We start from the raw sequence: 26,985 nt of genomic DNA, 5'->3' as shown, positions 1-26,985 counted from the left end.
GCTTCGCGCCGGCCCGCCAATGTTCGCCGCCCCCCGGTACCCGGACGTATCCAGGCATGGTCTGTTGTTATTTGCTGTCAATTTATTCCCGCGACATGCAATAGTTATCATTCGATGCAACGATAACGGCAATCGGTGCCGCGCGACAACAGAAAATTGCCGATGTCGGGCCGCCGCCACGCTCCGGTCCTGCCCTGCCGGTACGCACATGAAGTTCCGGCCAAACCTGACATCAGGCCCGTGCCGGAAGTCGCTCCGCACGGCGACACCCTTGCGGCTGGTACGCGCACCGCTTCACGCAACCTTGAACCGCCCCACCGCGTCGGCCAGTTCCGCCGCCTGGGTTTGGAGCGCAGAGGCGGCCGCCGCGGATTGCTCGACGAGCGCCGCGTTCTGCTGAACCATCTCGTCAAGCTGCGCGACCGCGCGATTCACTTCCTGGATTCCGCGCGTCTGCTCGTCGGCCGCGTTCGAGATGTCGCGCATGATCGACGTTACGTTCGAGACGGTGCCCACGATGTCGTCCATCGTCTGGCCGGCCTGTTGCACGAGCGTCGCGCCCGCCGACACGCTCGACACGCTCGAATCGATCAACGCCTTGATTTCCTTGGCCGCCTGCGCGCTGCGCTGCGCGAGCGTGCGCACCTCGCCGGCGACCACCGCGAAGCCGCGCCCTTCCTCGCCCGCGCGCGCGGCTTCGACCGCCGCATTCAGTGCAAGGATGTTGGTCTGGAACGCGATGCCGTCGATCACGCCGATGATGTCGCTGATCTTGCCCGACGCGCCCTCGATCTCGCGCATCGTCGTCACGACATCGGCCACGACCGTGCCGCCGCGCGACGCGACCGACGCCGCGCTCGTCGCGATATCGTTGGCCTGACGCGCGGCGCTCGCCGATTGCGTGACCGTCGACGTGATCTCCTCGATCGACGCGGCCGTTTCCTCAAGGCTCGCCGCCGCCGATTCCGTGCGACGCGACAAATCGTGATTGCCCGACGCGATCTCGCTCGCCGCGTGCCGCACCGATTCGCTCGCGTCGCGAATCATCCGCATCACGTCGTTCAGCTTGCCGACGAATGCGTTGAACGAGCGCGCGATCTGCGCGACCTCGTCGCGCCCCGCGTCGGGCAGCCGCTGCGTCAGATCGCCCGTGCCGGAGCCGATCGACTCCATCGCATCGCGAATGCGCGCCAGCCCCTTGAACGCCACGCCCGTCACCGCGCCGACAATCGCCGCCGCGACGGCGGCGAGCAGCACCAGCGCGCCGATCGACGTGAAGAGCGTCGAATGCATGCCAGCCATCGCATCCGCCCTGTCGAGCGCGACGACGACAAGCCAGTCCGCGCCCGGCACGGCGCGTGCGCGCATCAGCTTCGCCGCCCCCGCGACGTGCGCGACGACCGGCTCCGCGCCATCGTCAGCCGACGACGCGGCAAGGCTCTCGACGCTCAGGTCGTCCGACAGCTCGTTGACCGGCTTGAGCGTGAGCTTCGAATCCGCATGCGCGACAATGCGGCCGCCGCGATCGACGAGCATCCCGAAGCTTCCGGGCGTCGGGTGGATCGCCTTGACGTTCGCGATCACGCTGTCCATCGCGACGTCGCCGGACACGACGCCCTTGAGCACGCCGTCGCGCACGATCGGCGCGGCGAACGCGACGACGAGCTTGCCGGTTCCGACATCCACGTAGGGCGGCGTCACGACCGGCTTGCCCGCCTGCACGGCCTGCGTGTACCACGGCCGGCTGGTCGGATCGTAGTCGGCGGGAATGCCGGATGCGTCGGAGAACTTCGCGGTCTTGTCCGCATAGCCGACGTAGACGTTCGTGAAACCGCCCGCGGCGGCAATCAATTTCAGCGCCGGGACCGGGTCGGGCGTCAATGCCGCGTCTTCGGCCGACACCACCAGCTGCGTCTTCGAGGCGACCCAATCGGCAATGCCCGTCTGATGCCCGGTCAATACCGCGCTGAGATTCTGGCGAATGGCATCACGGTTGTAGCGGCTCGCGACGGCATAATTGAGCGCAGTATTGACAACAAGCGCGCCGACGACAATGGCAACGCACGCGGCAAGGATGCGGGAGCGAATCGAGGAAAGCATGGCAGGCGACGTTGGAAGGGTGCGAATCCTACGGTTTACGGCAGCAGGGCCGGGGGACTTGACCCGTGCGCGACAGATGACCGTGACTCTTTTGTGACGCCGGCGGCGGAAGAACGGCCCGCGCCGAAGGCCGCGCGTGATTCGCGGCGGCGGGCGGATTTTCGATTTCTGCTTTAACTGCTTGATTATTTTATTGATTCCGACTCGCCCGGGCGCGAACCCGCGCCGCCGCTCAAATTCGAAATGCAAAGCTGACGGGTTTTATGTGAATGCACGAATCGCCCTCGCACTAAATGCCGGGGCAAATCGCCCGGCTTCGGCCGCCGCGAGCCCAATTCGATCAAAAATACACGAAAGCGCGATCCCGGCTTGGGCGAATGCCTTTGTGCGAACGCCGGCTGAACGTCGCATTACCGACCTTTGCCGATAGCCGGCGAACGCCAAACGAACATTGCCGTTGCGCTGCCGTCGGCTTCGATCCGATCCTCGATACGCTGCATGCCTGCCTTGCGCAACACGCCAAGCGAAGCCGAATTCTGCGGCATGACCGTGGCAATGATCGTGCTCAGGCCGAATGCATCGCGGCCGTGGCGCAGCGTGCTCGCGGCCGCTTCGGTCGCATAGCCGTGGCCCCAATGCTCACGCCGGAACGCATATTTCAATTCGGCGTCGTCCTGGCCGCCGGGATGAACCAGGCCGCAAAAGCCGATAACCGTAGCGTCGGCCAATAACTCGACGGCAAACATGCCATAGCCGCGTTGCGCGTAGTTGCGCTCCGTGACCGCCAGCCAGCGAACGCAATCCGCTTCGGTCAACGCGACGCCGTCGCCGACCCAGCGCATCGCCTCGGCGTCGCCATACACGGTCAGCAATGCGCCGAGATCGTCAGCGCGCCAGCGGCGGACGTGAAGCCGCGGCGTTTCGAATAGATAGGCGTCGTGCATGATGAGCCGTAAGGTGGGCAGGCTGTGCGCGGAGCATTCGACAACGGCCGGAATGCGGACGCCGTCTATCGCAATCATTCCGGAAAGATACAGGAATAGCCAGACGGCGGCCGGGATGGTTGAAATGGCTGAATTCCGGCGGCACAGCCCAATAGAATGATTGAAAGCGAATGAAAAGAATGGCTTGGGCGCATCCGGTTACGTTCGAACCGATCATTCGCTTTCGATTGTCTGATTCGTTGTCGCGCGCAGTCGTCGATTATCGTGGGTGGGCAGGCAGCGTATTTTTCAGAAAAACGCGCATCCCAAGGGTTCCATAAGTCTGATTCACCTGCACGGTCTAACCACCAATCGTGCGGCATCCCGACTGCATTACCGACAGGGGGCAACCTTCAGCCGACGCAACCGCTGCGACTGAATGGCAGTCGATCATTCGGCTGCATGGGCACGCCGTGCCGCCGAAGGCGACATGATTGCCGCATGTCAAACGCGCAATCGCGAGTGGCGATGTTTCGGAAGCTGCGCACCACGCGATATCTGAAGATCGACGTTGACGGCGCCAAGCTCGCGATCGGCTCGCCTCTCGCCTGTTGCGCATCGTGCGCATCCACCAGGAGGACCGAAAGCGTCGGTCGATCCGGGCGGACCGCTCGCACAATACCCGGTTCGCGTCGTGCCCGGCTTGGCCAAGGAAGATCAGGAGTTCGTCCGGGATCGGTTAATGCACTACTTCAACCGCCAAATTAAAACTCGCAAGGAAGTATACTAAAAAAGTATTAATAGCCAATTTGCCATTTTTCGATAATTTCGCGTTTAGAATATCGGCTTGTCAGATTTATACTCCCTTGAATTCGCTCAAGAAAATAGTTTATATATTGCATAACTACTTCTTCGATTTTCGCCGGCATCCCGAAACAGATTTTACATCATTGCCGGCCAAGCACGAAAAGTAGGCGGGCACCTAAAATATCAACAAAAACCTGCGCTTACGACATCCCCTTGCAAACCGCGGCAGTCCTTCAATGCTTCAGGCCTCCATGCTCTAGCCGAATTAAGATATGTCTGACATAACTTTGTAAATTCTTTTCCTTTTGCACGAGCACGCTCAACACTTCCCGCTAATTCGCTCATCCGATGGCGGCTTGAATCACACTTACCTTGATCTCTACCGTGGATCGGTGTCGCATACACAGAGTGATATTCCATCATCAAAATAATACATATACCCACTAACATTACTATTGGTCGCGCCACATATTTGTTGCATCTATGATTTTTTGCATCGGATGCATACATTTTCCATCTCCTATGCTCAAGCACTGTGGAGCAGTTGCTCTGAAGAAGACAACCAATACCGATGAAGCCCGAATCAATAAATCACGACGGTGCTCAGGGGATGATCGCCAAAGTTGCATCCAGGTTCTCGCTGCTATTCTCGGCGACACCCGTAGCGTACATTCCATTGTTCGATATAGCATCGCAGCTATCATTGAGTCCCCCACCCTCGAATCCCTCTGCGATTGCGCCCCCCGAAAGCGACCAAACTTCGCATTCCCAATGTTGGCCAGTCACTTCACTGTTCAGCAGTGCCTTATCGGCATCGCGAGCAAGCGCGGCTGGGAGAGCACTAGTACCGCCCGGCAACGGTTGAATGAACGATAAGGTATGGGAGGCCGGGTCCCAAAAACCGGTACTGCTTTGCCCGTTTGAATTTTCATACGTTACCAACACGTGCCCAAGGTTGTTCAACGCAAAGGCCGAGTGACGCGGAAAATTTGCGAGAGTGAGTAACTGCGGAGCACTGGTTGGCCCGGCCCAGAATGCCGCTTTCGGTAAATCCGGCGCTGAAAAATGACATGTGCCGGCAAATTGAGTTTTGTTATTGACAGAAGTCACTGTGCAATAAGTAGCATTAGCCGGCAGAGGAAGCGCGGTAATGGTAAATGCCCCAAGTATCCCGTTATTTTGCGCATATGAAGCAGTTGTCGTGCCACTTGCATTGGGACAATTCAGAGCGACGGTTGGCAAGCCACCATTGACGGGCGTATCGTTGACGTCCACTGGCGAACAATTATCGCCAGGGCTAGATACGGAGATTGGTGTTTTGCTATTGGCAGCGTACATGACAGCTGTACGATTTCCCGTCACACTTTCGCTTTGCCCGACAACCACCCCTAATTCACTGGCAGCCGCAAGGTGGGTACTAACATCGGCCCCCAATCCCACTAAGCCAGATAGCGGCTCAAGTTTTGTCGGAGCAGCAGGGGTGGAAGTCGCCATCCAAGTAACAGCAAACCACACATCATTCGCGCTCTCACATTCACCTGTGATAAGGCCTGAATTGCTGATCGTACCCACCAGGCACGGCTGCCCAGGTACAAGCGGAGGTAAAGAAATTTCGCTTCCTGGTTTGAGTGCGACCCACGCCTGGACTGGATTATTAGCGTTGCTCGGCATGCAATTGCCGACCACACTACCAGTATTGTTCACACCTATTGATTCGCATTGAATTCCTGCAGCATTTCCTTCATTAATGATGGTCGCTGCTTGAGTCGAGTCGACAATACCGATTGCAAATGTGCCCCAAGCCAAAACAGGTAATAAATTCAGCTTTATCCATTTGATAGTGGTTAGCATAAATTCCCCCTGTTCAAACCCTATGGCATGAATTGGCCGACTTGATTAGCCACGGCAATTGCTAGGTTTCAACGAACACCAATTCTCAAATACTGGAATTCATGCTCGGTTTGCATAAACTCGATTGGATAAGAAACGGGCAACAACAAATATTTAGTTCGTTTCACCATTTTTTTCAAGAATTCTTATTCGCCTGGATGTACCGACGCGCGCGAAGGCGCAATTCTCGTGAAAGGCCCGTTCGCCTTCAAATCCGGCATGAACGGCAAGGGCGGCGCCGCGATGAAAATCGACGGCCGCGCCGACTTCACGGGCGACGTAACTGCGAGCGGTGTCAGTCTCGTCGAGCACCCGCACCGGACGCAACGCGAATTCGCGCGCATGTCGAAGTCGATTCGGAATGACGCATGAAAGGCATAAACGCCGTCACCGGACGCGCGATTTCCGGCGTCGACCACCTGTCGCAGTCAGCCGGATTTTCACGACCCCGCTCGGCTCGTGCATCCAGCGCCGATCGCTCGGCCCCGAGCTGCCTGAGCTGATCGACGCACCGACCAACGGCGCGACGCGGATTCCCTGTACGCGGCTGTCACCACCACCCTGATGCGCCGGGAACCGCGCGTGACCGTCACCCGCGTGCAGCTTGTGGCCACGAAGGTCTTACAGGAGAGCGCTTATCGCGAAGTCCTGCCGTGCCAGCGCGCGAAGAAACGTGCGCCCGAGTTCGTCGACAGCGTGCTCGCCTACCAGGGCCGGCCGGTGTATCAAACCATGACGGCCAGCTGGTGCAAGGCACTGAAGCGCGCCCGCATCCGCGACTTCCGCTGGCACGATCTGCGGCACACGTGGGCGAGTTGGTATGGGCAGCGCGGTACACCGCTGCAGGTGCTCAAGGAGCTCGGTGGATAGGAAACGCTGGAGATGGTGCAACGATACGCGCATCTCTCGGCCGACCATCTCGCGCAGTGGGTGACGCCGCACACGCCCGTCGCGGCGGTAATCCCGATGCCGGTACCAGCGGAACGAGAGGCAATGCGGATGACCGGATAACGGCAGCGTAGGTGTACTTTAGCTACACCGAGTAAGGCGGGGAGACGGGTGAAATCGCTGAGAGGCTTGTCAGACTTGGCGCGCCCGGCTGGGATCGAACCAGCAACCCCTGCCTTCGGAGGGCAGTACTCTATCCATTGAGCTACGGGCGCTTTAGAGAAGTGCTGCGGCCCCAAAAAAGCCACAGCTTTGGCAAGACCGAGAGAATACCTTGTTTCAGCCAGACCGTCCACCGTTGCACGCCTGCCACCGCGCTTGCCCCGCCTCCTTCACATGATCTGCATGCCGGTCGCAGGCACCGTGCGGGTAAACACGCGCAGTTCGCCCGCTCGCCGCTATGTAAACGTTCCGTCTATAATCGTCCGAGCTTCACCCGACAGCATCAGCCATTCATTGCCGTACCGCTCACAATTCTTATTCATGGAGACGAGGCAAGCATGAGCGAAGCACCCCACGAAGCCCCCATCAAGACCCCCGGGCAACTCATCGCAGTTGTCATCGCCTCGTTTGCGATTCCGATCGCAATCATCGTTCTATTCGCCTCTTACGCCAATCACGCGTTCCGCACGGGCGCCGGTACCGACGGCCTGTCCGACGACGCCGTCGCGAAGCGCATCGCGCCCGTCGCGCAGGTCAGCGTGAAGGATGCGAACGCGCCGCGCGTCTACAAGACGGGCGAGGAAGTCTACAAGGCCGTATGCGTGACCTGTCACGGCACCGGGGCGGCCGGCGCGCCGAAGTTCGGCGACGCCGCCGCATGGGCGCCGCGGATCACCGCCGGCTACGACGAAGTGCTGCATATCGCGTTGACCGGCAAAGGCGCTATGCCGCCGCGCGGCGGCACGAACCCGGACGACTACAGCGACTACGAGATCGCGCGCGCGGTCGTCTATATGGCCAATCAAGGCGGCGCGAAGTTCGCCGAGCCGGCTCAGCCTGCCGCGAACGCGGCGCCGGCCTCGGGCGCTGCGGCTGCGCCGGGCGCGTCCGACGCATCGGCCGCCAATGCGCAAGCCGCCGCGGCCATGGCCGCGATCGCGGCGATACCGAAGCCAGGCGACGCGCCTGCCGCCGGCAAGAGCGCCGAAAGCTCGGCGTCGGCCGGCCAGGCGCTGTACGAATCGACTTGCCAGGCGTGTCACGCAAACGGCGTGCTGAACGCGCCGAAATTCGGCAACAAGGCCGACTGGGCGCCGCGCCTGAAGGATTCGATGGACACCGTCTACAACTTCGCGTTGCACGGCAAGGGGGCGATGCCGCCGAAAGGCGGGTCGAACGCGTCTGACGCCGACGTGAAGGCCGCCGTCGATTACATGGTCAACGCCGTAAAATAGGCGCTTACCGCCGGGCCGCCCGCGAGCGGCCCGGCAAGGTCCGGCCGCTGGCAATTGTCCGCGGCCCAAACGCTGGCGTTGCCTGCCTGTGCGCTTACGCGCCCTTACTTCTGCAACAACGCCTTCAAACTCGCGAGACGGTCTTTCGGCGTCATCGGCGCTTCTTCAGGCGAAGGCGGCGGCGCGTCGTCCAGGTTCATTTCGGCGATGAAGCGCGACGGCTCGCAGACGATCGTTTCCCGCGCGCGCTTGCGCTTCTTGCACCAGTTCAGATGCAGACTGCGTTGCGCGCGCGTGATCGCGACATACATCAGCCGGCGCTCTTCCGCGATGCGCTCGTCGTCGATCGGGCCGTCGTCTTCGGTGCCGCCGCGGTGCGGCATGATTCCCTCCTCGACGCCGACCAGAAATACGTGCGGATACTCCAGCCCCTTCGACGCGTGAACGGTCGACAGCCGCACCGCATCCGGATTCTCCTCCTTGCCCTCGAGCATCGACATCAGCGCGACCGTCTGGATCAGCCCGAGCAGGTTCTTGCCGGTATCCGCGAGGCCGTCCGCGTTGTGAAAGCCGTCGGCGTCGCCGTCGGGCGCCTCTTGCGTGTCGGGCTTGGTGCCCTTGCGCTTGAGCCATTCGAGAAATTCGAGCACGTTTTGCCACTTCGTCTGCGCCTGCCGTTCGTCGTATGTGTCGTACAGATACGCTTCGTAGTGGATGGCCTCCATCATGTCGTCGAGCACGACGGTCGCGGGCTCCTTGTCGGCGCGCTCGGCAAGGCGTTGGATGAAGTCGCAGAACATCCTGAGCGGCTCGACTTGCCGCGCGGACAGCCGCGCCTCGATTCCGCCCATATAAACCGCCTCGAACAGCGACACCTTCGCCTGCCCCGCGAACGCGCCGAGCGCCTCGAGCGTCGTGTTGCCGATGCCGCGGCGCGGCGTGGTGACGGCGCGGATGAACGCGGGATCGTCGTCCGCGTTCGCGATCAGGCGCAGGTAGGCGCACAGATCCTTGATCTCGGCCTTGTCGAAGAACGACTGGCCTCCGGACAGCACGTACGGAATGCGCTCGCGCCGCAGCACCTGCTCGAAGATCCGCGCCTGGAAATTGCCGCGGTACAGGATCGCGTAATCCCGAAATTGCGTTCGCCGCTCGAACTTATGCGCGCTCAGGCGAAACACGACCGACTCGGCCTCATGTTCCTCGTCATTGCACGGGGTGACGGTGATCGAATCGCCCATTCCGTGCTCGGACCACAGCTTTTTCTCGAACAGTTTCGGGTTGTTCGCGATCACGTTGTTCGCCGCGCTCAGGATTCGCACGGTCGAGCGGTAGTTCTGCTCGAGCTTGATCACGTGCAGCTTCGGAAAATCCTTGCCGAGCTGCGCGAGGTTTTCGAGCGTCGCGCCGCGCCAGCCGTAGATCGCCTGGTCGTCGTCGCCGACCGCGGTGAACGCGGCGCGCGGGCCGGCGAGCAGTTTCAGCAGTTCGTACTGGCACGCGTTGGTGTCTTGATACTCGTCGATCAGCAGGTAGCGCAGCTTGTTCTGCCAGCGCTCGCGCACCGGTTCGTTATTCGCGAACAGTTCGGTCGGCAGGCGGATCAGATCGTCGAAGTCGACGGCCTGGTACGCGTGCAGCGTCGCGACATAGTTGCGGTAGACGAGCGCCGCCTGGTGCTCGTCCTCGTTCGCCGCGATCGCCAGCGCCTGCTCGGGCGTGACGAGGCCGTTTTTCCACAGCGAGATGATGTTCTGGATCTTGCGGATCAGACCCTTGTCGGTCGTGCCGATCTGCTCCTGGATCATGCCGAAGCAATCGTCCGAATCCATGATCGAGAACTGCGGCTTCAGACCGACGTGCTCTGCCTCCTGGCGCAGGATCTGCACGCCGAGCGAATGGAACGTGCAGACCGTCAGCTGATTGACGGGCACCTTGCGGCCTTCCTTGCCGGGAGTGGTGAGCGTCTTGCCTTCGAGCAATTTGCCCACGCGCTCGCGCATTTCGGCGGCGGCCTTGTTCGTGAACGTGACGGCGGCAATATGGCGCGGCTCGAAGCCTTTCGCCTCGATCAGGTGCGCGATCTTCTGCGTGATGACGCGGGTCTTGCCGCTGCCCGCGCCGGCGAGCACGAGGCAGGGACCGTCGAGATAGCGCACCGCTTCGCTTTGAGCGGGATTCAGGCCTGCGGACATGATGGCGAATGGTGTTGCGGTTGGCGGCGGCGAAGCCGGATGGCGGCGGGCACGACGGCGCGCCGCGCGCGAAACGGCGGCGGGGCGCGCTCGAAGAACGGCTCGCGGGACGCGCATGTTAACACGGCGGCGGCAGACGTTTGATCGCGCGCGACGGTGCGAAGAGGCGGGCGTCGCGCCCCGCATCCCGTCCCATCGCCCGGCGCGGCAACGCCAGAGTAAGCACTCGCACTGCTATCATCGCGCACGCCCTTCACTCACATCGCCCCTCACGCCGTATGGGATACCACTTCGCCACCGCCGCGCTCGGCCCGCTGCTGCTCGCGCAAGGCCGCTACGTGCGGCGCGTGACGCCGCGCCTGGCGGAAGCCGGCGGGCCGCGCAGCGGCGCCGAGGGTGACGGGCCGACGCTGCGTCTGCTCGTGCTCGGCGATTCGGCCGCGGCGGGCGTCGGCGTCGCGACGCAATCCGACGCGCTCGCCGGGCAGCTCGTGCGCGCGCTCGCGCCGTTCTACCGCGTCGAATGGAAGCTCATCGCGCGCACCGGCGCGACGACGCAGGACGCGCTCGACTGGCTCGCCGCCGAGCCCGCCGCGCGTTTCGACGCAGTGGTCACGTCGCTCGGCGTCAACGACGTAACGGCCGGTGTTTCGCCCGCCCGCTGGCGCGACCGGCAGGCCGCGCTCGTCGCCCTGCTGACGGCGCGTTTCGGCGCGTCGCACGTGATGCTGTCGGCCGTGCCGCCGATGCATCGCCTGCCGGCGCTGCCGCAGCCGCTCAGGTGGTATCTCGGCTTGCGCGCGAAGCGGCTCAATGCGTCACTGCGCCGCTGGGCCGCCGGGCAGCGCGCGTGCGAGTTCCTGCCGGTCGAAATACCGCTCGCGCCCGATGCGATCGCATCGGACGGCTTCCATCCGGGCGCGCAAGCCTGCGCGCGATGGGCCGATCAGGCTGCCGTCGCGCTCAGGCGCCGGCTCGAGCGCTGACGCGCGCGCGGTGCGGCACGCACGGGCGCGGCCCCGCCTCTTATATCGTCCGGCCAACGTCGCGGCAAAACCCGGCGCAACCGTTGCGCCCCTTATTTGTCATGCCACAATAGCCGCTCGCTGCCGCCCGGCGTTCAATCGACGCTCAAGCCGCGGCGCTCTCATTTCGCAAGCAGACAGGATCGGTTCATGTCGTCAACGCTCAAGATTGGTTTGATGGGTTTCGGTTTCGCCGGCGCGACGTTTCACGCGCCCGTCATCGCTCACAGCGGCCGCACGCACATCGCGGCGATCGCGACCGGCCAGCCGCAGCGCGCGCAGGCCGCGTATCCCGGCGTGGCGGTCGTGCCGGATTTCGACGCGCTCGCCGCGCTCGACGACGTCGAATGCATCGTGATCGCGACGCCGAACGACACCCACTTCGATTTGGCCAAGCGCGCGCTCGAAGCGGGCAAGCATGTGGTCGTCGACAAGCCGGTCACGCTGACGGCCGCCGATGCGCTCGCGCTCGCCCGCCTTGCCGTGGCGCGCGAGCGCGTGTTCGCGCCGTTCCACAACCGCCGCTGGGACGGCGACTTCCTAACGCTGCGCAAGCTGATCGAAAGCGGCGAGCTTGGCCGCATCACCTATTTCGAATCGCATTTCGACCGCTTCCGCCCGCAGGTGCGCACGCGTTGGCGCGAGGAAGCGGCGCGCGGCGGCGGGCTGCTGTTCGACCTCGGCCCGCATCTGATCGACCAGGCGCTGGTGCTGTTCGGTGTGCCCGACACCGTCAGCGCGTCGATCAAAACACGCCGCGACGGCGGCAACGCCGCCGATTTCGTTCATCTGCTGCTGGGCTATCCGGACAAGGAGGTCGTGCTGCACGCGAGCGCGCTCGCCGCGATCGAGCCCGCGCGCTTCACCGTTCTCGGCACCCAGGGCGGCTATCAAAAGTACGGTCTCGACACGCAGGAAGATCAGCTCAAGGCGGGCCTGACGCCCGACGACGTGCCGTTCGGCGGCGGCAATCCGCCCGGCGTGCTGCGCGGGCTCGACGGCGAACTCGAGGTGGAGCGCCCCGTGCCGACGCTCGACGGCCAATACGCGGAGTTCTATCGCGCGCTCGCCGCGTCGATCCACGACGGCGCGCCCGTTCCCGTCGCCGCGCAAGATGCCGTCGACGTGATGACGGTCATCGAGCTGGCCGAGCGCAGCGAACGCGAAGGCCGGCGCGTGCCGTTCGTCCGCGCAACGATTTGACGGCCCGGGCCGCCGCGCCCAATGTCAAAAACCGTTACAAACAATTCGCACCGAGTGTCATCGTATCGAGGGTCCGGACCGTTCCTGTCATGCTTGCCCGGCATCGGCACGTCGACACTCAGGAGAATGCAATGCATCACCGGTTGATCCGCGCGGCGGCATGCTGCGCCCTCGTCTCGTCGCTCGCGGCGTGTGTCGTCGCGCCGCCGCCGGCGCCGCGTCCCGCGCCGGCACCCCGCCCGAGCCCCCAGGTGGTCGGATATGAACGGATGCAGCAGATCCAGGGCCGTATCGACAATCTGAGCCGCCGCATCGACGCGCGCGTGAACGCCGGCTACTATCCGCCGCCGACCGGCGCGGCGCTGCATCGCCGGCTCGACGTGATCCGCCAGGAGTCGTCGGACATGGCGGCGCAGCACGGCGGCGGCTTGTCCGGCGACGAGCAGCGCGTGCTGAACCAGGAACTCGACACCGCCGCGCGCGCGATCGGCGAGTAAGCATCCGGCAGCCGGCCGCCGCGCGCGCACCGGGCCGGGCCGGGCCGCACATCTTGCCTCCCAATCCCATTGCGCGTTGCCGGCCCGCTTGCCGCGAAGCGACATTGATTTGTCCAAATTGACAACCCATTCACGCTCGCGTACATTCGCCCGCACGCGTCGGGAGAGCGTGCGGCACATCGTTCGTCGATCGGATGGCTTGCCGCGCCGCCGAAGGGGCACACCCGCAAACTCTCAGGCAAAAGGACCGGCCGCGTCGAAGAATCTACCTGCCGCAAGCCGTGACGGCGTCGGGCAGTCTTCGCACTCTGGAGAGCGGCAGTAGCCAGGCGCGCGCATCGCGCGGCGCCGACAGGCTGCCCACCGAAGGGGCGCGCGCAAGCCGAAGCGATTTCGCTGCGCAATCTCTCAGGTATCGAGGACAGAGGGGCATTCAGGATCGCAGGCCGCCAAGCAGCATCGAGCGCCGGCGATCGCCGACTTGCCGTTTTGTTTTCGCGGCCGGGCCTAACCCGGTCACGCTGCCCGAGATCCCGATGACCGCTCTCAAAACCACTCCGCTTCACGCCGCGCACCGTGCCCTCAATGCCCGCATGGTCGATTTCGGCGGCTGGGATATGCCCGTCAACTACGGCTCGCAGATCGACGAGCACGACGCCGTGCGCACCGATGCCGGCATGTTCGACGTCTCGCACATGTGCGTCGTCGATTTCACCGGCGCGCGCGTGCGCGCGTTCTTCGAGCATGCGCTCGCCAACAACGTCGACAAGCTCAAGACACCCGGCCGCGCGCTGTACTCGTGCCTGCTGAACCCGCAAGGCGGCGTGATCGACGATCTGATCGTCTACTACTTCACCGAGGAATTCTTCCGCGTCGTCGTCAACGCCGGCACCGCCGACAAGGACATCGCGTGGTTCAACCGGCTCAACGACGAGCAACGCTTCGGCGTGACGATCGCGCCGCGCCGCGATTTCGCGATCGTCGCGGTTCAGGGGCCGAATGCGCGCGCCAAGGTGTGGGACACGGTGCCCGCCGCGCGCGCGGCGACAAGCGAACTCAAGCCGTTCAACGCCGCGCAGGTTGTGGGCACGCCGTTCGGCGATCTCACCGTCGCGCGCACCGGCTACACGGGCGAGGACGGGTTCGAGATCATCGTCCCCGCCGCGCACGTCGACGCCCTATGGAACGCGCTGATCGCGAACGGCGTGCGCCCGTGCGGACTCGGCGCGCGCGACACGCTGCGCCTGGAGGCCGGCATGAACCTGTACGGCCAGGATATGGACGACACGGTGTCGCCGCTCGACGCGGGCCTCGCCTGGACCGTCGATCTCTCGACGCCGCGCGCATTCGTCGGCCGCGACGCGCTCGAAGCCAACGGCTCGCGCGCCGCGTTCGTCGGCCTCGTTTTGCAAAAGGAAAACGGCCGCGCGGGCGGCGTGCTGCGCGCGCATCAAAAGGTTCTCACGCCGCATGGCGACGGCGAGATCACGAGCGGCACGTTTTCGCCGTCGATGCAGGAGTCGATCGCGTTCGCGCGCGTGCCGAAGGCAGTCGCCATTGGCGACACCGTGCACGTGCAGATCCGCGACAAGCAACTTCCCGCACGCGTGGTAAAACTGCCGTTCGTGCGCAACGGCAAGGTGCTCGTCGCGTAACGGCAACGGGCCGGGCCGCGCACCGCCCGGCGAAACGATATCCGGCGCGCCGCCACGGTGCGCCGCAGCAAAGAATCACACCCTTTCTATTCAGGAGTATCCGATGAGCAACGTCCCGGCCGATCTGAAATACACCGACGAACACGAGTGGATCCGCACCGAAGCCGACGGCACGCTGACGATCGGCATCACCGATCACGCGCAGAGCACGCTTGGCGACATCGTCTTTCTCGAGTTGCCGTCCGTCGGCAAGCAGGTGAAGGCAGGCGATGCCGTTGGCGTCGTCGAATCGGTGAAAGCCGCGTCGGACATCTATTCGCCCGTGTCGGGCGAGGTGGTCGCCGTCAATGCGGACGCCGTCGACACGCCGGAAGCCGTGAACAGCGATGCTTACGGCGCGTGGCTTTTCAAGATCAAGCTGTCGGCCGACGCGTCGACCGACGGCCTGCTCGACGCCGCCGCGTACACGAAATTGGTCGGCTGACCCAACCATTTACGGACCGCGTGGCGCGCTGGCTTGGCAGCAACGGGCAGCGCGCCGCGTGCGGCCAGAGCCGGAGCCAAAGCCGGCGCGCCGGCTCCAGCCGGCTGCAAAGCAGGAAGCCGGAGCGGCGGCGAAGCGCCAATTCCGGCTGCCCCAAAGCACGGGACCAGGCTAAGCGCCAAAGCGCCGGCTCTGGCTGTCCCAAAGCATGGGACCAGACTAAACGCCAAAGCGCCAACTCTAGCCAACCCAAAGCATGGGACCAGACTAAACGCCAAAGCGCCAACTCTGGCCGACCCAAAGCATGGAGCCAGACTAAACGCCAAAGCGCCGACTCTGGCCGACCGCGAAGCATGGGGCCAGACTAAGCGCTAAAGCGCTAACTCTGGCCGACAAGGACTGTCATGAAGCTCGAACACCCGGATCGTCTGATGAACCGCACGCCCCTCTCGCTTGCCGCGCTCGAAACGCACGACGCGTTCGCCGAGCGCCACATCGGCCCTGACGCCGCCAGCCAGCAAGCCATGCTCGACGCGCTCGGCTTCGCGTCGCGCGCCGCGCTGATCGACGCGGTGATTCCCGCGCCGATCCGCCGCGCCGGCGCGTTGCCGCTCGGCCCGTTCGCCCAACCGAAGAGCGAGGCGGAAGCGCTCGCCGCGCTGCGCGCGCTCGCCGACAAGAACCAGGTGTTCCGCTCGTACATCGGCCAAGGCTATTACGACACGCATACGCCCGCGGTCATCCTGCGCAACGTGCTCGAAAATCCGGCGTGGTACACCGCGTACACCCCGTACCAGCCGGAAATCTCGCAGGGCCGGCTGGAGGCGCTCCTGAACTTCCAGCAGATGATCATCGATCTGACGGGCCTGGCCGTCTCGAACGCGTCGCTGCTCGACGAGGCAACCGCCGCCGCCGAGGCGATGACGCTGCTGCAACGCGCCGGCAAACCCCAATCGAACGTGTTCTACGTGGCCGACGACGTCCTGCCGCAAACGCTCGAAGTGGTCAAAACGCGCGCGAAGCCCGCTGGCATCGAAGTGAAGACGGGCCCCGCCGCCGACGCCGCGCACGCAGGCGCCTTCGGCGTGCTGCTCCAGTATCCGGGCGCCAACGGCGACGTGCGTGACTACCGCGCGCTCGCCGACGCCATCCACGCGGCGGGCGGCCATGTGATCGCCGCGGCCGATCTGCTCGCGCTTACCGTGCTCACGCCGCCCGGCGAATGGGGCGCGGACGTCGCGGTCGGCAACTCGCAGCGCTTCGGCGTGCCGATGGGCTTCGGCGGCCCGCACGCCGCGTATCTCGCGGTGCGTGACGAATTCAAGCGGCAGATGCCGGGGCGCCTCGTCGGCGTGACGGTCGACGCGCAGGGCAAGCCCGCGCTGCGCCTCGCGCTGCAAACGCGCGAGCAGCACATCCGCCGCGAGAAGGCGACGTCGAACGTCTGCACCGCGCAGGCGCTGCTCGCGATCATGGCGAGCATGTACGCCGTCTATCACGGCCCGCGCGGCTTGAAGACGATCGCGCTGCGCGTGAACCGCATCGCGGCGCTCTTCGCGGCAGGCGTCAAAACGCTCGGCTACGCAAGCGTCAACGACACGTTCTTCGACACGCTGACGATCGACACGGGCGCGCGCACCGCACGCATCCACGAACTCGCGAACGCGCGGCGCATCAACCTGCGCCGCGTGAGCGACACGCAAGTCGGCGTATCGGTCGACGAAACCACGACGCGCGCCGATCTGGCCGATCTGCTCGACATCTTCGCGCAGGCGGCAGGCGGCGCGGCCGCGCCCGACGTCGACGCGCTCGACGCGCAGTTGCCGGGCGTGCCCGCGCTGCCCGCGGGCCTCGAGCGCACGAGCGCGTATCTGACGCATCCGGTGTTCAACCGCCATCATTCCGAGACGGAAATGCTGCGCTATCTGCGCAGCTTGTCGGACAAGGATCTCGCGCTCGACCGCTCGATGATCCCGCTCGGCTCGTGCACGATGAAGCTGAACGCGACGTCGGAGATGCTGCCCGTCACGTGGCCCGAGTTCGGCCGCATCCATCCGTTCGCGCCCGCCGAGCAGACGCTCGGCTACCGCGAAATGATCGACCAGCTCGAACAGATGCTCGTCGCGGCAACCGGCTACGCGGCGGTGTCGCTTCAGCCGAACGCCGGCTCGCAAGGCGAGTACGCGGGCCTTCTGATCATTCATGCCTATCACGAATCGCGCGGCGAAGGCCATCGCGACGTGTGCCTGATTCCGGCGTCCGCGCACGGCACGAATCCGGCGTCCGCGCAGATGGCGGGGATGAAGGTGGTGGTCGTCGCGTGCGATGCGCAAGGCAACGTCGACATCGCCGATCTGAAGGCGAAGGCCGAGCAGCACGCGAGGGATCTCGCGGCCATCATGATCACGTACCCGTCGACGCACGGCGTGTTCGAGCAGAACGTGCGCGAGATCTGCGAGATCGTGCATGCGCACGGCGGCCAGGTGTACGTCGACGGCGCGAACATGAACGCGATGGTCGGCTTGACCGCGCCCGGCCAGTTCGGCGGCGACGTGTCGCACCTGAACCTGCACAAGACCTTCTGCATCCCGCACGGCGGCGGCGGCCCGGGCGTCGGCCCGGTTGCGGTCGGCCCGCATCTCGCGAAATTCCTGCCGAATCAGCGCTCCACCGGCTACGCGCGCGACGAAGCCGGCATCGGCGCGGTGTCGGCCGCGCCATACGGTTCGGCATCGATCCTGCCGATCTCGTGGATGTACATCGCGATGATGGGCGCGCAAAACCTCACTGCGGCAACCGAAACCGCGATCCTCAACGCGAACTACATCGCGAAGCGTCTCGCGCCGCACTATCCGGTGCTGTACTCGGGCCCGGGCGGGCTCGTCGCGCACGAGTGCATTCTCGATCTGCGGCCGATCAAGGAGACGAGCGGCATCACGGTCGACGACGTCGCGAAGCGTCTGATGGACTACGGCTTTCACGCGCCGACGATGAGCTTCCCGGTACCGGGCACGCTGATGGTCGAGCCGACCGAGTCCGAATCGCAAGAGGAACTCGACCGCTTCATCGACGCGATGATCGCGATCCGCAACGAAATCCGCGCGATCGAGGAAGGCCGCGCGGACCGCGAGGACAACCCGCTGCGCCACGCGCCGCACACGGCCGCCGTCGTCACGGCGAACGAATGGCCGCACGCGTATTCGCGCGAGGAGGCCGCGTATCCGGTCGCGTCGCTGTCGGCGAACAAGTACTGGCCGCCCGTCGGCCGGGCGGACAACGCGTATGGCGATCGCAATCTGTTCTGCGCGTGCGTGCCGGTAGCGGATTACGCCTGATGCGGCGGCGCGGCGGCCCGGCCGCGCCGGTTTTGCAATGCTGCCGATGACGCCGCGCCGTTCGCCTCCGCCGTTTCGGATGGCGCGCGCCCCCATTCGCCGGCAAGTCCGGCTAACATCTCGTACCGCGATCCAGCCAACAAAGGAGTTCCGCATGGTGCGTCAGATGTATCCGGGCCTCGCGCGCGCGCCGCAGCCGCGCTTTCGCGCGTTCGCGCCGGCGCTCGTGGCCTACGCGGCGTTGATCCTGGCCCATCCCGCGCGGGCGGCGATGAATTTCTGCGCCGCGCCCGCGATGCAAAGCAGCGAAACGACGCAGGCGGAACCGGGCGTGCAGGCGCTGATCCGCAGTGTGGACGCGCGCGTCAACGAGCCGCCGAAGGCGATGCCGCGCGTGCATACCGAAGGCACGCTGCCGCACGAGGGCATCTACGATCAAAGCGCCGACGCGCTGAAGGACATGGAACTGATGCGCGATGCGGCGCTCGCGTGGCGCGTGACGAACGACGCGCGCTACCTCGCGCTCGTCGACCGCTTCCTGTTCGCGTGGGTGACGACATATCAGCCGAGCTACAACCCGATCGACGAAACGCGCTTCGAAAGCCTGATCCTCGCATACGACATGACGGCGAGCGTGCTGCCGGTGAAGACGCGCAACGCCGCGGCGGCGTTCATCGCCAAGCTCGGCAGCGGCTACGTGCAGCAGATCGACGCGCAGAAGCGTCCGCTGATGCACACGTGGCGCAACAATTGGCAGAGCCACCGGATCAAGCTGATCGCGCTGGCCGCGTTCACGCTCGGCGACCGCAAGATGATGAACGCCGCGCAGCGCCTGTTCGTCGAGCATCTCGGCGACAACATCGAGCCGGACGGCACGACCTACGATTTCGTCGAGCGCGACGCGCTGCACTACGCGCTCTACGATCTGCAGCCGCTCGTGAGCGCCGCGCTCGCCGCGCGGCGCTTCAACCGCAATTGGCTGCGCGAGCGCGCGGCGAACGGCGCGACACTGGCCGCCGCGCTCGATTGGCTCGTGCCGTATGCGCGCGGCGAGAAAACGCACGAGGAATTCGTCCATTCGCCGGTGCCGTTCGACGCGAAACGCCGCGAAGCTGGCCTGCCCGGCTACTCGGGCCAATGGGAGCCGAAGAGCGCCGCCGAGCTGTTCCATCTCGCCGCGCGCCTGGACGGCCGCTATGCAAGCGTCGCACAACAACTTTCCCCGATGCCGCCCGCTTGGCTCGCCGCGTGCCTGCCACTGCCGGCGCGGTGATCCCCGCAATATTCAGCAAGTCAGGAAATCTCATGGCAGTCAGCGTGTTCGATCTTTTCAAAATCGGTATCGGCCCGTCGAGTTCGCATACGGTCGGGCCGATGCGCGCCGCATTGATGTTCGCGCAAGCGCTCGAGCGCGACGAGCTGCTCGCCGCGACGGCCGGCGTCAAGGTGGAGCTGTACGGCTCGCTCGGCGCGACGGGCAAGGGCCACGGCACCGATCGCGGCGTGATGCTCGGCCTCATGGGCGATGCCCCCGATACGGTCGATCCGGCGACGATCGCCGCGCGGCTCGAAACGGTGCGCACCTCGAAGACGCTCGCGCTGCTCGGCACGCATGCGGTGACGTTCGTGCCGAAGGAGCACATCGCGTTCTACCGGCAGGCGCTGCCCGAGCATCCGAACGCGATGAAGCTCGTCGCGACCGACGCGAGCGGCGCGGTGCTGCGTGAATCCACCTATCTGTCGGTCGGCGGCGGTTTCGTCGTCACCGCCGGCGCGCCCAATACGAAGGTGCTGGGCGCGGTCGAGCAGATGGCGCATCCGTTTCGCACCGGCGCCGAGTTGCTCGCGCTCACCGCGTCGACCGGCAAGTCGATCGCGCAACTGATGTGGGAAAACGAGCGCGTCTGGCATTCCGACGACGAGACGCGCGCGGGCCTTCTCAAGATTTGGGATGTGATGCAATCGTGCGTCGCGCGCGGTTGCGGCATCGGCAATCCGGATGCCGACGGCAACCTGCCCGGCCCGTTCCAGGTCAAGCGCCGCGCGCCGCAGCTCTATCGAACGCTTACCGGCAACCCGGAGCAAGCGTTGCGCGACCCGCTGTCAATGGTCGACTGGATCAACCTGTACGCAATCGCCGTCAACGAAGAGAACGCGGCAGGCGGCCGTGTCGTCACCGCGCCGACCAACGGCGCGGCGGGCATCATTCCCGCCGTGCTCCACTACTACACGCGCTTCACGCCCGGCGCGAACGATCAAGGCGTGATCGAATTCCTGCTGACGGCCGCGGCGATCGGCATTCTGTACAAGTTGAACGCCTCGATTTCAGGCGCGGAAGTGGGTTGCCAGGGCGAAGTGGGCGTCGCGTGCTCGATGGCGGCGGGCGCGCTCGCGGCCGTGCTGGGCGGCACGCCGCAACAGGTCGAAAACGCCGCCGAGATCGGCATGGAGCACAATCTCGGGCTCACCTGCGATCCGGTGGGCGGGATGGTGCAGATTCCGTGCATCGAGCGCAACGCGATGGCATCGGTGAAGGCGGTGAACGCCGCGCGCATGGCGCTGCGCGGCGACGGCAGCCATTATGTGTCGCTCGACTCCGTCATCAAGACGATGCGAGAAACCGGCGCGGACATGAAAACGAAGTACAAGGAAACGTCGCGCGGCGGCTTGGCGGTGAATATCGTCGAGTGCTGAAGCGCGCATCGCCCGCCCAACGCCGGGTGCGCATGCGCGGCCCGGCTGCTGCCCCGTATGGCTCTTGCGCGCGGCCGCCCGGCGCGCGGCTCAATCCGCGCCGCCGCCGCCGTCGCGCTTCTGCGCGCGCAGTGCCGAAGGGCTCGCGCCATAGCGCTCTCGAATCGCGCGGCTGAAATGCGCGTGGCTGGAAAATCCCCACCGGAAGGCAATCTCACCGATCGCGACGCCGCGTAGCGCCGGATCGAGCAAATCGGCAAGCGCAAGCGACGCGCGCTTGCTCCAGATGTACTCGTCGAGCGACTGCCCGTCGGTCGCGAACAACCGGTTCAAATGGCGCAGCGACAGCCCGAGCGCATCCGCGACCGCTTGCGGCCGCAATGCCGGATCGGCGAGCCGCTCGGCGATCAACTGCTTGGCGCTCAGCAGATACGACAACGCCGGTGTCGACCCCGCCGAGCCCCGCATCTCGCAGCGCAGCATCGATTCGAGCAGCACCGTGGCATGCAGCACGAGCGGCGCGGTTGCCGCATGCGTCGGCTGATGCACGAACGCGTCGAGCCGGTGGCGCAGCGTGCGGCCGAGCAGCATCTCGCGGCCCGCGCGCGCGGCAAGCTTGAGCGGCAGCCGCGCCGGATCGACGCCGAAGCGCAGGCGGAAATCATCGGCGGGCAGATCGATCAGGAACTGGCGCATCCCGGTCGGGAAGCCGAAGATGTACGGCCGGCGCGTGTCGTAGACGATCGTTTCGCCCGCATCGACGATCTCGCAACGTTCGTGCTGAATAAAGTACGCCCGGCCCTCGACCACCTGGCACGCAAAAATCGAATTCTTCGGACAACTGCGCACGAGCGCGGGGCTGCGCTCGATCTGGTGCGTGTTGCCCGAGATGTCGGCAAGCCGCATGCCGTCGAGCATGTAGTTCGCGAGGCTCGCATCGAGCCCCGTTTCGCTGAGCGACGAGCAGCGCAGGCCGACGAGCGCGTCGGCGTTGTACGCCTCCCAGAACGCGATCCGCTCGCCGGGCGGCACGCCCGCCGTCGACATGCGCGTGACCGCGCAATGGTCCGCGCCATGATTCGCGCGCGAGGCCGCGCGATAGTCCGCGCAATAGTCCGGATAGCCAGCCGTGTTCATCGTGTCTCCTAGCCCCTGCTCATGCTGATGAGGCGCTTACGTCCGCCGCCGCGCGGGCCGCGCGCAAGGCCGACGCAGGGTGCGGGCATACCGCGGCGCCTGGCCCTCCATCCCGCAAGCCGTTTCGTTGGGCGATGGCGGCCACCGTCATCAAAGCACTTTTAAACCGAAGGCTGTGCGTTTTCGCTCGCATTTGAGCGCCGTTCGTCGCGGCCATGAGCCGAGTTGCCGCGCTTCGCGCACGGTGGCGTGCCGGGAAAACGCGCGTGCGCCGCCTGCAATCGGCGTGAACAGACCCTTTATCCGGCCCTGCGGCAACATCGCACGATAAGCCCGCGCGCAGGCCCACCGGCCCGGGCCGTCCCTGTCGATCAACAGAAAAGTCCCGGTCGATCAAGCGGTTGCGCCCGCTGACGCTTAAATTTTAGCCATGATCAAAATTACCGGGAGACAAGCATGGTAGCCCCCGCTCACACCGAATTCTGGCGCGACCTGAAGCCGATCGCGAACGCGCTGATGCCCGACGCGAAACCCGAGGCTTATATCGCCGACGCGGCAGCCGATGATCCGCGCCTGTACGTACCGTTCACCGAGACGGTATCGTCGCGCCCGCTGTGGATCTCGCCGACCCATAACCAATGGTGCGACATCCTGTGCGCGCGCAGCGCGGGCCTGGTGAATCGCCACTATCACCCGCATGAGGTGTTCGCGTACACGATTTCGGGCAAATGGGGCTATCTCGAACACGACTGGACCGCGACCGCCGGCGATTTCGTCTACGAATCGCCGGGCGAGGGCCATACGCTCGTCGCGTTCGAGCACGAGCAGCCGATGAAGGTGTTCTTCATCGTCAAGGGGCCGCTCATCTGGCTCGACGACGAAGGCAACGCCACCGGCTACTTCGACGTGCATTCGTATATCGCGATGTGTCGCGCGCATTACGAGCGCGTCGGCCTGGGGGCCGCGGCGATCGACAAGCTGTTCCGCTAACGCCGCGCAGGGGTCATCATGAATTCCGTGCCGGCCGCCAAGACGGCCCGCTGGCTCAGCTACGAGAATCTGCTGCTCGCGATCCTGTTTCTCGCATTTGGCTTCGTATTCTTCGACCGGCTGGCGTTATCGTTCCTGTTTCCTTTCATCTCCGCCGAACTGCACTTGAGCCATACGCAGCTCGGCATGTTGTCGTCGGTGCTTGCGCTGATGTGGTCGCTGTCCGGCGCGGTGGCGGGCGCGTATTCCGACACGCGCGGCACCCGCAAGCCGATCCTGGTCGTCGCCGTGATCGTCTTCTCCGTCTGCTCGGCGTTGTCGGGCCTCGTCGGGGGCTTCGCGACGCTGCTCGTGTTCCGCGCGCTGATGGGCGCCGCCGAAGGGCCGGTGTTGCCGCTGTCGCAATCGCTGATGATCGAAAGCTCGGCGCCGCATCGGCGCGGCCTCAACATGGGTTTGCTGCAAGGCTCGGCGGCCGGGTTGCTCGGCGCGGTCATCGGCCCGCCGGTCGTGATCCATTTCGCGACCGAATACGGATGGCGCACCGCGTTCTATCTGTCGTGCCTGCCCGGCTTCGTGATCGCCGCGCTGATCGTGCTGTTCGTGCGCGAGCGGCCGCCGCGCGACGCTAACGCGGCAAGCTCGGCCGTCACGGGCAGCCATGCGGGCAGCCACGCGCATGACGCGGGCGACGGCGCTCGCCAACCCGGCGCCGGCCGCGCGAACCGCTGGCAACTGCTGAAGCACCGCAACATCCTGCTATGCGTGCTGATCAGCTGCAGCTTCGTCACGTGGTTCATCGTGCTCGTGTCGTTCGCGCCGACCTTCCTCGTCGAGGCGCGCCGGCTGACGCCGCAGCAGATGAGCGGCGTGCTGAGCTGCCTCGGCGCCGCTTGGGTGCTGTGGGGGTTCGCGGTGCCCGCGATCTCGGATCGCGTCGGCCGCAAGCCAGCGATGGTGCTGTTCGCGGCAATCGCGGCGCTCTGCCCGATCGTGATGATGTACGCGCAATCCACATGGGCGCTCGGCGCCGGCGTGCTGCTCACCTATACGGGCCTCGGCTGCTTCACGCTGTTCATGGCGACGATCCCCGCCGAGACGATCGACCGGCGCTCCGTCGCGACGGCGCTCGGATTGATCATGGGCATCGGCGAGCTGATCGGCGGCTTCTTCGCGCCGACGATCGCGGGCCTCGCAGCCGACCGCTTCGGCCTGCCAGTCGTGATGTGGATCGCGGCGGGCGGCGCGCTTATCGCCTGCGCGGCGTCATTCTTGCTCGTCGAAACGGCGCCTGCGGTGCTGAGCCGCCGCGCGGGCCTCGGCGCCACCGCCACGCCGGCCTCGGCGCGCGACCACGACCTCGGGAGTTTGTCTTGAAAGCACTGCAATGGCATGGCGCGCGCGATCTGCGCGTCGTCGATCTCGACCCGGCGCCCGTCGGCCCGCATGAGGTGCGCGTCGCCGTCGTGTACTGCGGAATCTGCGGCAGCGACGTCCATGAATACGCCGACGGGCCGCACGCGATCCCGATCGATAAGCCGCATCCGGTGTCCGGCCGCCGCGCGCCGCTCACGATCGGCCACGAGTTCTGCGGCATCGTTGCCGAAGTCGGCGCGCAGGTCAACGGCCTGCGGCTTGGCGAGCGCGTCGCGGTGGAGCCGGAATACCGCTGCCGGCGCTGCGCATACTGCGCGGGCGGCGCATACAACCTGTGCGAATCGATGGGCTTTGCCGGCCTGATGGGCGACGGCGGAATGGCGGACTACGCGACCGTGCCCGCTTACATGCTGCACAAGCTGCCGGACGACATCACCCTCGAACAGGCCGCCGTGCTCGAACCCGCGGCGGTCGCGCTGCACGCGCTGCGGCGCAGCGGGCTGCGCGCGGGCAACGCATGCGCGATCTTCGGGCTCGGGCCGATCGGTCTGCTGCTGGTGATGCTCGCGAAGGCGCACGGCGCGTCGGTGGTCGCCGCAGTCGATGTCGCGCCGCAACGCATCGAGGCCGCACTGCGGCTTGGCGCGACGCTCGCATGCGATGCGCGCGATCCCGGCTTCGTCGACACGATCCGTGCGGCGGCCGGCGGCCTCGGGGTGCCGATCAGCTTCGAGGCGGCCGGCTTGCAAGCGACGCTCGATGCGTCGATGCGGGTGCTGCGCAAGGGGGGCCGGATGGTGATGGTCGGCCTGATGCACGATGCGCGCTTCGACGCGTTCCGCGCCGTCAACGACGAATTGTCGATCACGACGAGCGTCGGCTACCGCGACGTCTATCCGGCACTGTTCGATCTGATTCGCAGCGGCGCGCTCGATCCGGCGGCGATCGTCACGCGCACGGTGCCGCTCGCGCGGGCCGTCACCGACGGCTTCGAAGCGTTGCTGCACGACAAGCAGCAGATCAAGGTGCTCGTCGCGCCAGGGCTCGACCGGTAGACAGCGCGGGGTGCGAGCGCCGCGCCCCCCCGTCGGCCGGCGCCAGTCCGCCATTGACGTGAGCCGCCCGCTAACCGCCTCGCGGCTCCTGCGCGACGGAGCCGGACGCGCGCGACGGCGGCTCGGGCTGAGCGGACGACGACGGCGCCAATTGCCAGTAACCGATGCCCGCCAGCAGCAGGATCAGGCATGCGCAGATCGCGCGCGCGGCCAGACGCTCGCGCCGCGCGCGTGCCAGTTCCCGCTCCAGCGCGTGGTTTTTCGCTGCAGTCTGCATCTGCGCATCGGAGATTTCCTTCAACCGCGCCTTCATCTCGCTCAGCGCCGCGTTCGCGTCAAGCAAGCGTTCGTCGCTCTTGGCTTTCGCGTCGGCGGCTTGCTGCAATTCGGTTTCGCGCCCGGCGAGCTGGGCCTGGAGCTGCTCCAGCGCCCGCCGCTGCTCGGCAAGCTCGTTGCGCTGGCCGTCGACGAGCTTTTTCAGATACGCGTTCGACGAAGGATTGCTCAACACGACAGCCTTCAGAAAACCGTTGTCGCTCTCGAACATCCGCTTGAGCCGCGCGCGGTGCCGGCTTTCCAGCTCGTCGGTGGTGGCGTCGTCGTCGATCGGATACGCGTATGGCGGGCCGCTGACGTCCACTTCGATCACCGGCATGCCGAGTGCGCGCAGTTCGTCCTGTTTTTGCGCGTCGACCGCATGCGAATGCTTGATCTCGACGCACATCCGGCCGTCCCATTTGAGCCCGAGGCTGTCGGCCGTCTCGAACTCGACGTAGACGTCCGCCACGAAAGGCGCGCCCGCCTGCCGATGCACCGGCGCCTCGGTCCGCGCGGCCTTGATCCGGACCGGCACCAGTTTCTTCCAGCGCACCGGCCCCTGCGGCGTAGGAACGTAAAGCTCGAGCCGCGTGTGCGACACGGTGGCAAACGCCTCCTTGAACAGCACGTGATTCAGCGATTCGCCCTGCGCATCGCCGCCGGGCGCGCCGCCCCCCGTGCCTTTGTATGCGAAATAGCCGGCGCCCTTCAGCACATGGACGACTTCCTTGCGCTGTCCCGCCCGGTGCAGGCTATAGTAGGTCTTCCCGGTCGGCTCCCCGTTGTAGCGCAGCTTGCGCTCGCGCGCGACGGCCTCGGCCGACACCATCTCTTTTCCGCTTGCGCTCGTATAAGCCCGTTTCTTGGTCATCTGGTCCCTCGGTCATCGTGGCCCGCGCTGTTTTACTGGACGCGGCCGATCCGCTCGCCGGCCGCGCGCGTCCGATCTCGTTTG

Annotated in this window: 20 protein-coding genes, 1 tRNA gene, 3 pseudogenes and 2 riboswitches; of the genes and pseudogenes, 16 read left to right on the top strand and 8 right to left on the bottom strand. The window is 65.4% G+C overall.

From position 1 onward, the window contains the following. Positions 1-294: 294 nt before the first annotated feature. Positions 295-2,100, bottom strand: coding sequence for a methyl-accepting chemotaxis protein (locus tag AQ611_RS02035; protein WP_069233603.1), 1,806 nt, complete (start codon positions 2,098-2,100; stop codon positions 295-297). Between the two features lie 410 nt (positions 2,101-2,510). Next, positions 2,511-3,044, bottom strand: a complete 534-nt coding sequence (locus AQ611_RS02030) for a GNAT family N-acetyltransferase (protein ID WP_180978126.1) — start codon at positions 3,042-3,044, stop codon at positions 2,511-2,513. A 498-nt stretch (positions 3,045-3,542) separates the two neighbouring features. Between AQ611_RS02030 and AQ611_RS26585 the strand changes: the two are divergent. Further along, a pseudogene (locus AQ611_RS26585) lies at positions 3,543-3,813 on the top strand (phage virion morphogenesis family protein); the annotation flags it as partial. Positions 3,814-4,013: 200 nt separating this feature from the next. Here the strand turns inward: AQ611_RS26585 and AQ611_RS26020 are convergent. Together AQ611_RS26020 and AQ611_RS25295 are read right to left on the bottom strand one after the other, a co-directional pair. Next, positions 4,014-4,340: a hypothetical protein gene (locus tag AQ611_RS26020; protein ID WP_197517123.1), complete on the bottom strand. Its 327-nt coding sequence runs from the start codon at positions 4,338-4,340 to the stop codon at positions 4,014-4,016. Between the two features lie 93 nt (positions 4,341-4,433). Continuing rightward, positions 4,434-5,681 carry a hypothetical protein gene (locus AQ611_RS25295; RefSeq protein WP_146011769.1) on the bottom strand — a complete coding sequence of 416 codons (1,248 nt, stop codon included), beginning with the start codon at positions 5,679-5,681 and terminating at the stop codon, positions 4,434-4,436. A gap of 228 nt (positions 5,682-5,909) precedes the next feature. Between AQ611_RS25295 and AQ611_RS02020 the strand changes: the two genes are divergently transcribed. From AQ611_RS02020 to AQ611_RS24330, 3 genes and pseudogenes are all read left to right on the top strand, one after another. After that, positions 5,910-6,092, top strand: coding sequence for a hypothetical protein (locus AQ611_RS02020; RefSeq protein ID WP_069233600.1), 183 nt, complete (start codon positions 5,910-5,912; stop codon positions 6,090-6,092). Beyond that, a pseudogene (locus AQ611_RS25290) lies at positions 6,089-6,332 on the top strand (GPW/gp25 family protein); the annotation flags it as partial. The gene AQ611_RS02020 and the pseudogene AQ611_RS25290, both read left to right, overlap by 4 nt. Positions 6,333-6,362: 30 nt before the next feature. Continuing rightward, positions 6,363-6,731, top strand: a pseudogene (locus AQ611_RS24330) (tyrosine-type recombinase/integrase); the annotation flags it as partial. Positions 6,732-6,807: 76 nt separating this feature from the next. Here AQ611_RS24330 and AQ611_RS02010 read toward each other — a convergent pair. Beyond that, positions 6,808-6,883: transfer RNA gene (locus tag AQ611_RS02010), tRNA-Arg, on the bottom strand. 285 nt (positions 6,884-7,168) lie between these two features. Between AQ611_RS02010 and AQ611_RS02005 the strand changes: the two genes are divergently transcribed. Then, complete coding sequence (locus tag AQ611_RS02005) at positions 7,169-8,065, top strand: c-type cytochrome (RefSeq protein ID WP_069233599.1); 897 nt, start codon at positions 7,169-7,171, stop codon at positions 8,063-8,065. Positions 8,066-8,169: 104 nt separating this feature from the next. Here the strand turns inward: AQ611_RS02005 and AQ611_RS02000 are convergent, their stop codons facing one another. Further along, complete coding sequence (locus tag AQ611_RS02000) at positions 8,170-10,260, bottom strand: UvrD-helicase domain-containing protein (RefSeq protein ID WP_059516928.1); 2,091 nt, start codon at positions 10,258-10,260, stop codon at positions 8,170-8,172. Between the two features lie 278 nt (positions 10,261-10,538). Between AQ611_RS02000 and AQ611_RS01995 the strand changes: the two genes are divergently transcribed. The 8 genes from AQ611_RS01995 (at position 10,539) to AQ611_RS01960 (ending at position 21,153) form a co-directional block, all read left to right on the top strand. Next, positions 10,539-11,246 carry an SGNH/GDSL hydrolase family protein gene (locus AQ611_RS01995; RefSeq protein WP_069233598.1) on the top strand — a complete coding sequence of 236 codons (708 nt, stop codon included), beginning with the start codon at positions 10,539-10,541 and terminating at the stop codon, positions 11,244-11,246. A gap of 189 nt (positions 11,247-11,435) precedes the next feature. Then, positions 11,436-12,488, top strand: coding sequence for an oxidoreductase (locus AQ611_RS01990; RefSeq protein ID WP_069233597.1), 1,053 nt, complete (start codon positions 11,436-11,438; stop codon positions 12,486-12,488). A 131-nt stretch (positions 12,489-12,619) separates the two neighbouring features. Then, on the top strand, positions 12,620-12,985 hold the full coding sequence (locus AQ611_RS01985; protein ID WP_059517882.1) for a hypothetical protein: 366 nt from the start codon (positions 12,620-12,622) through the stop codon (positions 12,983-12,985). 150 nt (positions 12,986-13,135) lie between these two features. Next, a riboswitch (glycine riboswitch) is annotated at positions 13,136-13,246 on the top strand. 37 nt (positions 13,247-13,283) lie between these two features. Continuing rightward, positions 13,284-13,420: riboswitch (glycine riboswitch) on the top strand. Positions 13,421-13,521: 101 nt separating this feature from the next. Beyond that, on the top strand, positions 13,522-14,640 hold the full coding sequence (gene gcvT, locus AQ611_RS01980; protein ID WP_069233596.1) for a glycine cleavage system aminomethyltransferase GcvT: 1,119 nt from the start codon (positions 13,522-13,524) through the stop codon (positions 14,638-14,640). Between the two features lie 103 nt (positions 14,641-14,743). Continuing rightward, on the top strand, positions 14,744-15,124 hold the full coding sequence (gene gcvH, locus AQ611_RS01975; RefSeq protein WP_059516936.1) for a glycine cleavage system protein GcvH: 381 nt from the start codon (positions 14,744-14,746) through the stop codon (positions 15,122-15,124). 404 nt (positions 15,125-15,528) lie between these two features. Next, on the top strand, positions 15,529-18,459 hold the full coding sequence (gene gcvP / locus AQ611_RS01970) for an aminomethyl-transferring glycine dehydrogenase (protein WP_069233595.1): 2,931 nt from the start codon (positions 15,529-15,531) through the stop codon (positions 18,457-18,459). A 154-nt stretch (positions 18,460-18,613) separates the two neighbouring features. Continuing rightward, entirely contained in the window at positions 18,614-19,732 is a 1,119-nt protein-coding gene (locus AQ611_RS01965; protein WP_069233594.1) for an alginate lyase family protein, read from the top strand. A 32-nt stretch (positions 19,733-19,764) separates the two neighbouring features. Further along, on the top strand, positions 19,765-21,153 hold the full coding sequence (locus AQ611_RS01960; protein WP_069233593.1) for an L-serine ammonia-lyase: 1,389 nt from the start codon (positions 19,765-19,767) through the stop codon (positions 21,151-21,153). Positions 21,154-21,243: 90 nt separating this feature from the next. On the opposite strand, the gene AQ611_RS01955 is transcribed toward AQ611_RS01960, so the two are convergent. Beyond that, positions 21,244-22,200, bottom strand: a complete 957-nt coding sequence (locus tag AQ611_RS01955) for a helix-turn-helix domain-containing protein (RefSeq protein ID WP_069235095.1) — start codon at positions 22,198-22,200, stop codon at positions 21,244-21,246. 546 nt (positions 22,201-22,746) lie between these two features. Between AQ611_RS01955 and AQ611_RS01950 the strand changes: the two genes are divergently transcribed. The 3 genes from AQ611_RS01950 to AQ611_RS01940 are packed head-to-tail and all read left to right on the top strand — an operon-like array spanning position 22,747 to position 25,712. Beyond that, a complete protein-coding gene (locus AQ611_RS01950) occupies positions 22,747-23,280 on the top strand; it encodes a 2,4'-dihydroxyacetophenone dioxygenase family protein (RefSeq protein WP_059571496.1) in 534 nt (177 codons plus the stop codon). An 18-nt stretch (positions 23,281-23,298) separates the two neighbouring features. After that, positions 23,299-24,657, top strand: coding sequence for an MFS transporter (locus tag AQ611_RS01945; RefSeq protein WP_069233592.1), 1,359 nt, complete (start codon positions 23,299-23,301; stop codon positions 24,655-24,657). Beyond that, positions 24,654-25,712, top strand: coding sequence for a 2,3-butanediol dehydrogenase (locus AQ611_RS01940; protein WP_069233591.1), 1,059 nt, complete (start codon positions 24,654-24,656; stop codon positions 25,710-25,712). Before AQ611_RS01945 ends, AQ611_RS01940 begins: the two co-directional genes overlap by 4 nt. 70 nt (positions 25,713-25,782) lie before the next feature. Here the strand turns inward: AQ611_RS01940 and AQ611_RS01935 are convergent, their stop codons facing one another. Continuing rightward, complete coding sequence (locus AQ611_RS01935; RefSeq protein WP_146011770.1) at positions 25,783-26,901, bottom strand: hypothetical protein; 1,119 nt, start codon at positions 26,899-26,901, stop codon at positions 25,783-25,785. Between the last annotated feature and the right edge of the window lie 84 nt (positions 26,902-26,985).

The sequence above is a fragment of the Burkholderia singularis genome (assembly GCF_001718875.1).
GTDB lineage: Bacteria > Pseudomonadota > Gammaproteobacteria > Burkholderiales > Burkholderiaceae > Burkholderia > Burkholderia singularis.
Note: the sequence above shows the minus strand (reverse complement) of the source record. Positions and strands in the feature narration are given on the sequence as shown.

Coding starts and splice junctions, on each gene's coding strand:
- AQ611_RS02035 (WP_069233603.1), bottom strand. CDS start 2,100: ATGCTTTCCTCGATTCGCTCCCGCATCCTTGCCGCGTGCGTTGCCATT.
- AQ611_RS02030 (WP_180978126.1), bottom strand. CDS start 3,044: ATGCACGACGCCTATCTATTCGAAACGCCGCGGCTTCACGTCCGCCGC.
- AQ611_RS26020 (WP_197517123.1), bottom strand. CDS start 4,340: ATGTATGCATCCGATGCAAAAAATCATAGATGCAACAAATATGTGGCG.
- AQ611_RS25295 (WP_146011769.1), bottom strand. CDS start 5,681: ATGCTAACCACTATCAAATGGATAAAGCTGAATTTATTACCTGTTTTG.
- AQ611_RS02005 (WP_069233599.1), top strand. CDS start 7,169: ATGAGCGAAGCACCCCACGAAGCCCCCATCAAGACCCCCGGGCAACTC.
- AQ611_RS02000 (WP_059516928.1), bottom strand. CDS start 10,260: ATGTCCGCAGGCCTGAATCCCGCTCAAAGCGAAGCGGTGCGCTATCTC.
- AQ611_RS01995 (WP_069233598.1), top strand. CDS start 10,539: ATGGGATACCACTTCGCCACCGCCGCGCTCGGCCCGCTGCTGCTCGCG.
- AQ611_RS01990 (WP_069233597.1), top strand. CDS start 11,436: ATGTCGTCAACGCTCAAGATTGGTTTGATGGGTTTCGGTTTCGCCGGC.
- AQ611_RS01985 (WP_059517882.1), top strand. CDS start 12,620: ATGCATCACCGGTTGATCCGCGCGGCGGCATGCTGCGCCCTCGTCTCG.
- gcvT (WP_069233596.1), top strand. CDS start 13,522: ATGACCGCTCTCAAAACCACTCCGCTTCACGCCGCGCACCGTGCCCTC.
- gcvH (WP_059516936.1), top strand. CDS start 14,744: ATGAGCAACGTCCCGGCCGATCTGAAATACACCGACGAACACGAGTGG.
- gcvP (WP_069233595.1), top strand. CDS start 15,529: ATGAAGCTCGAACACCCGGATCGTCTGATGAACCGCACGCCCCTCTCG.
- AQ611_RS01965 (WP_069233594.1), top strand. CDS start 18,614: ATGGTGCGTCAGATGTATCCGGGCCTCGCGCGCGCGCCGCAGCCGCGC.
- AQ611_RS01960 (WP_069233593.1), top strand. CDS start 19,765: ATGGCAGTCAGCGTGTTCGATCTTTTCAAAATCGGTATCGGCCCGTCG.
- AQ611_RS01955 (WP_069235095.1), bottom strand. CDS start 22,200: ATGTCGACGGCGGGCGTGCCGCCCGGCGAGCGGATCGCGTTCTGGGAG.
- AQ611_RS01950 (WP_059571496.1), top strand. CDS start 22,747: ATGGTAGCCCCCGCTCACACCGAATTCTGGCGCGACCTGAAGCCGATC.
- AQ611_RS01945 (WP_069233592.1), top strand. CDS start 23,299: ATGAATTCCGTGCCGGCCGCCAAGACGGCCCGCTGGCTCAGCTACGAG.
- AQ611_RS01935 (WP_146011770.1), bottom strand. CDS start 26,901: ATGACCAAGAAACGGGCTTATACGAGCGCAAGCGGAAAAGAGATGGTG.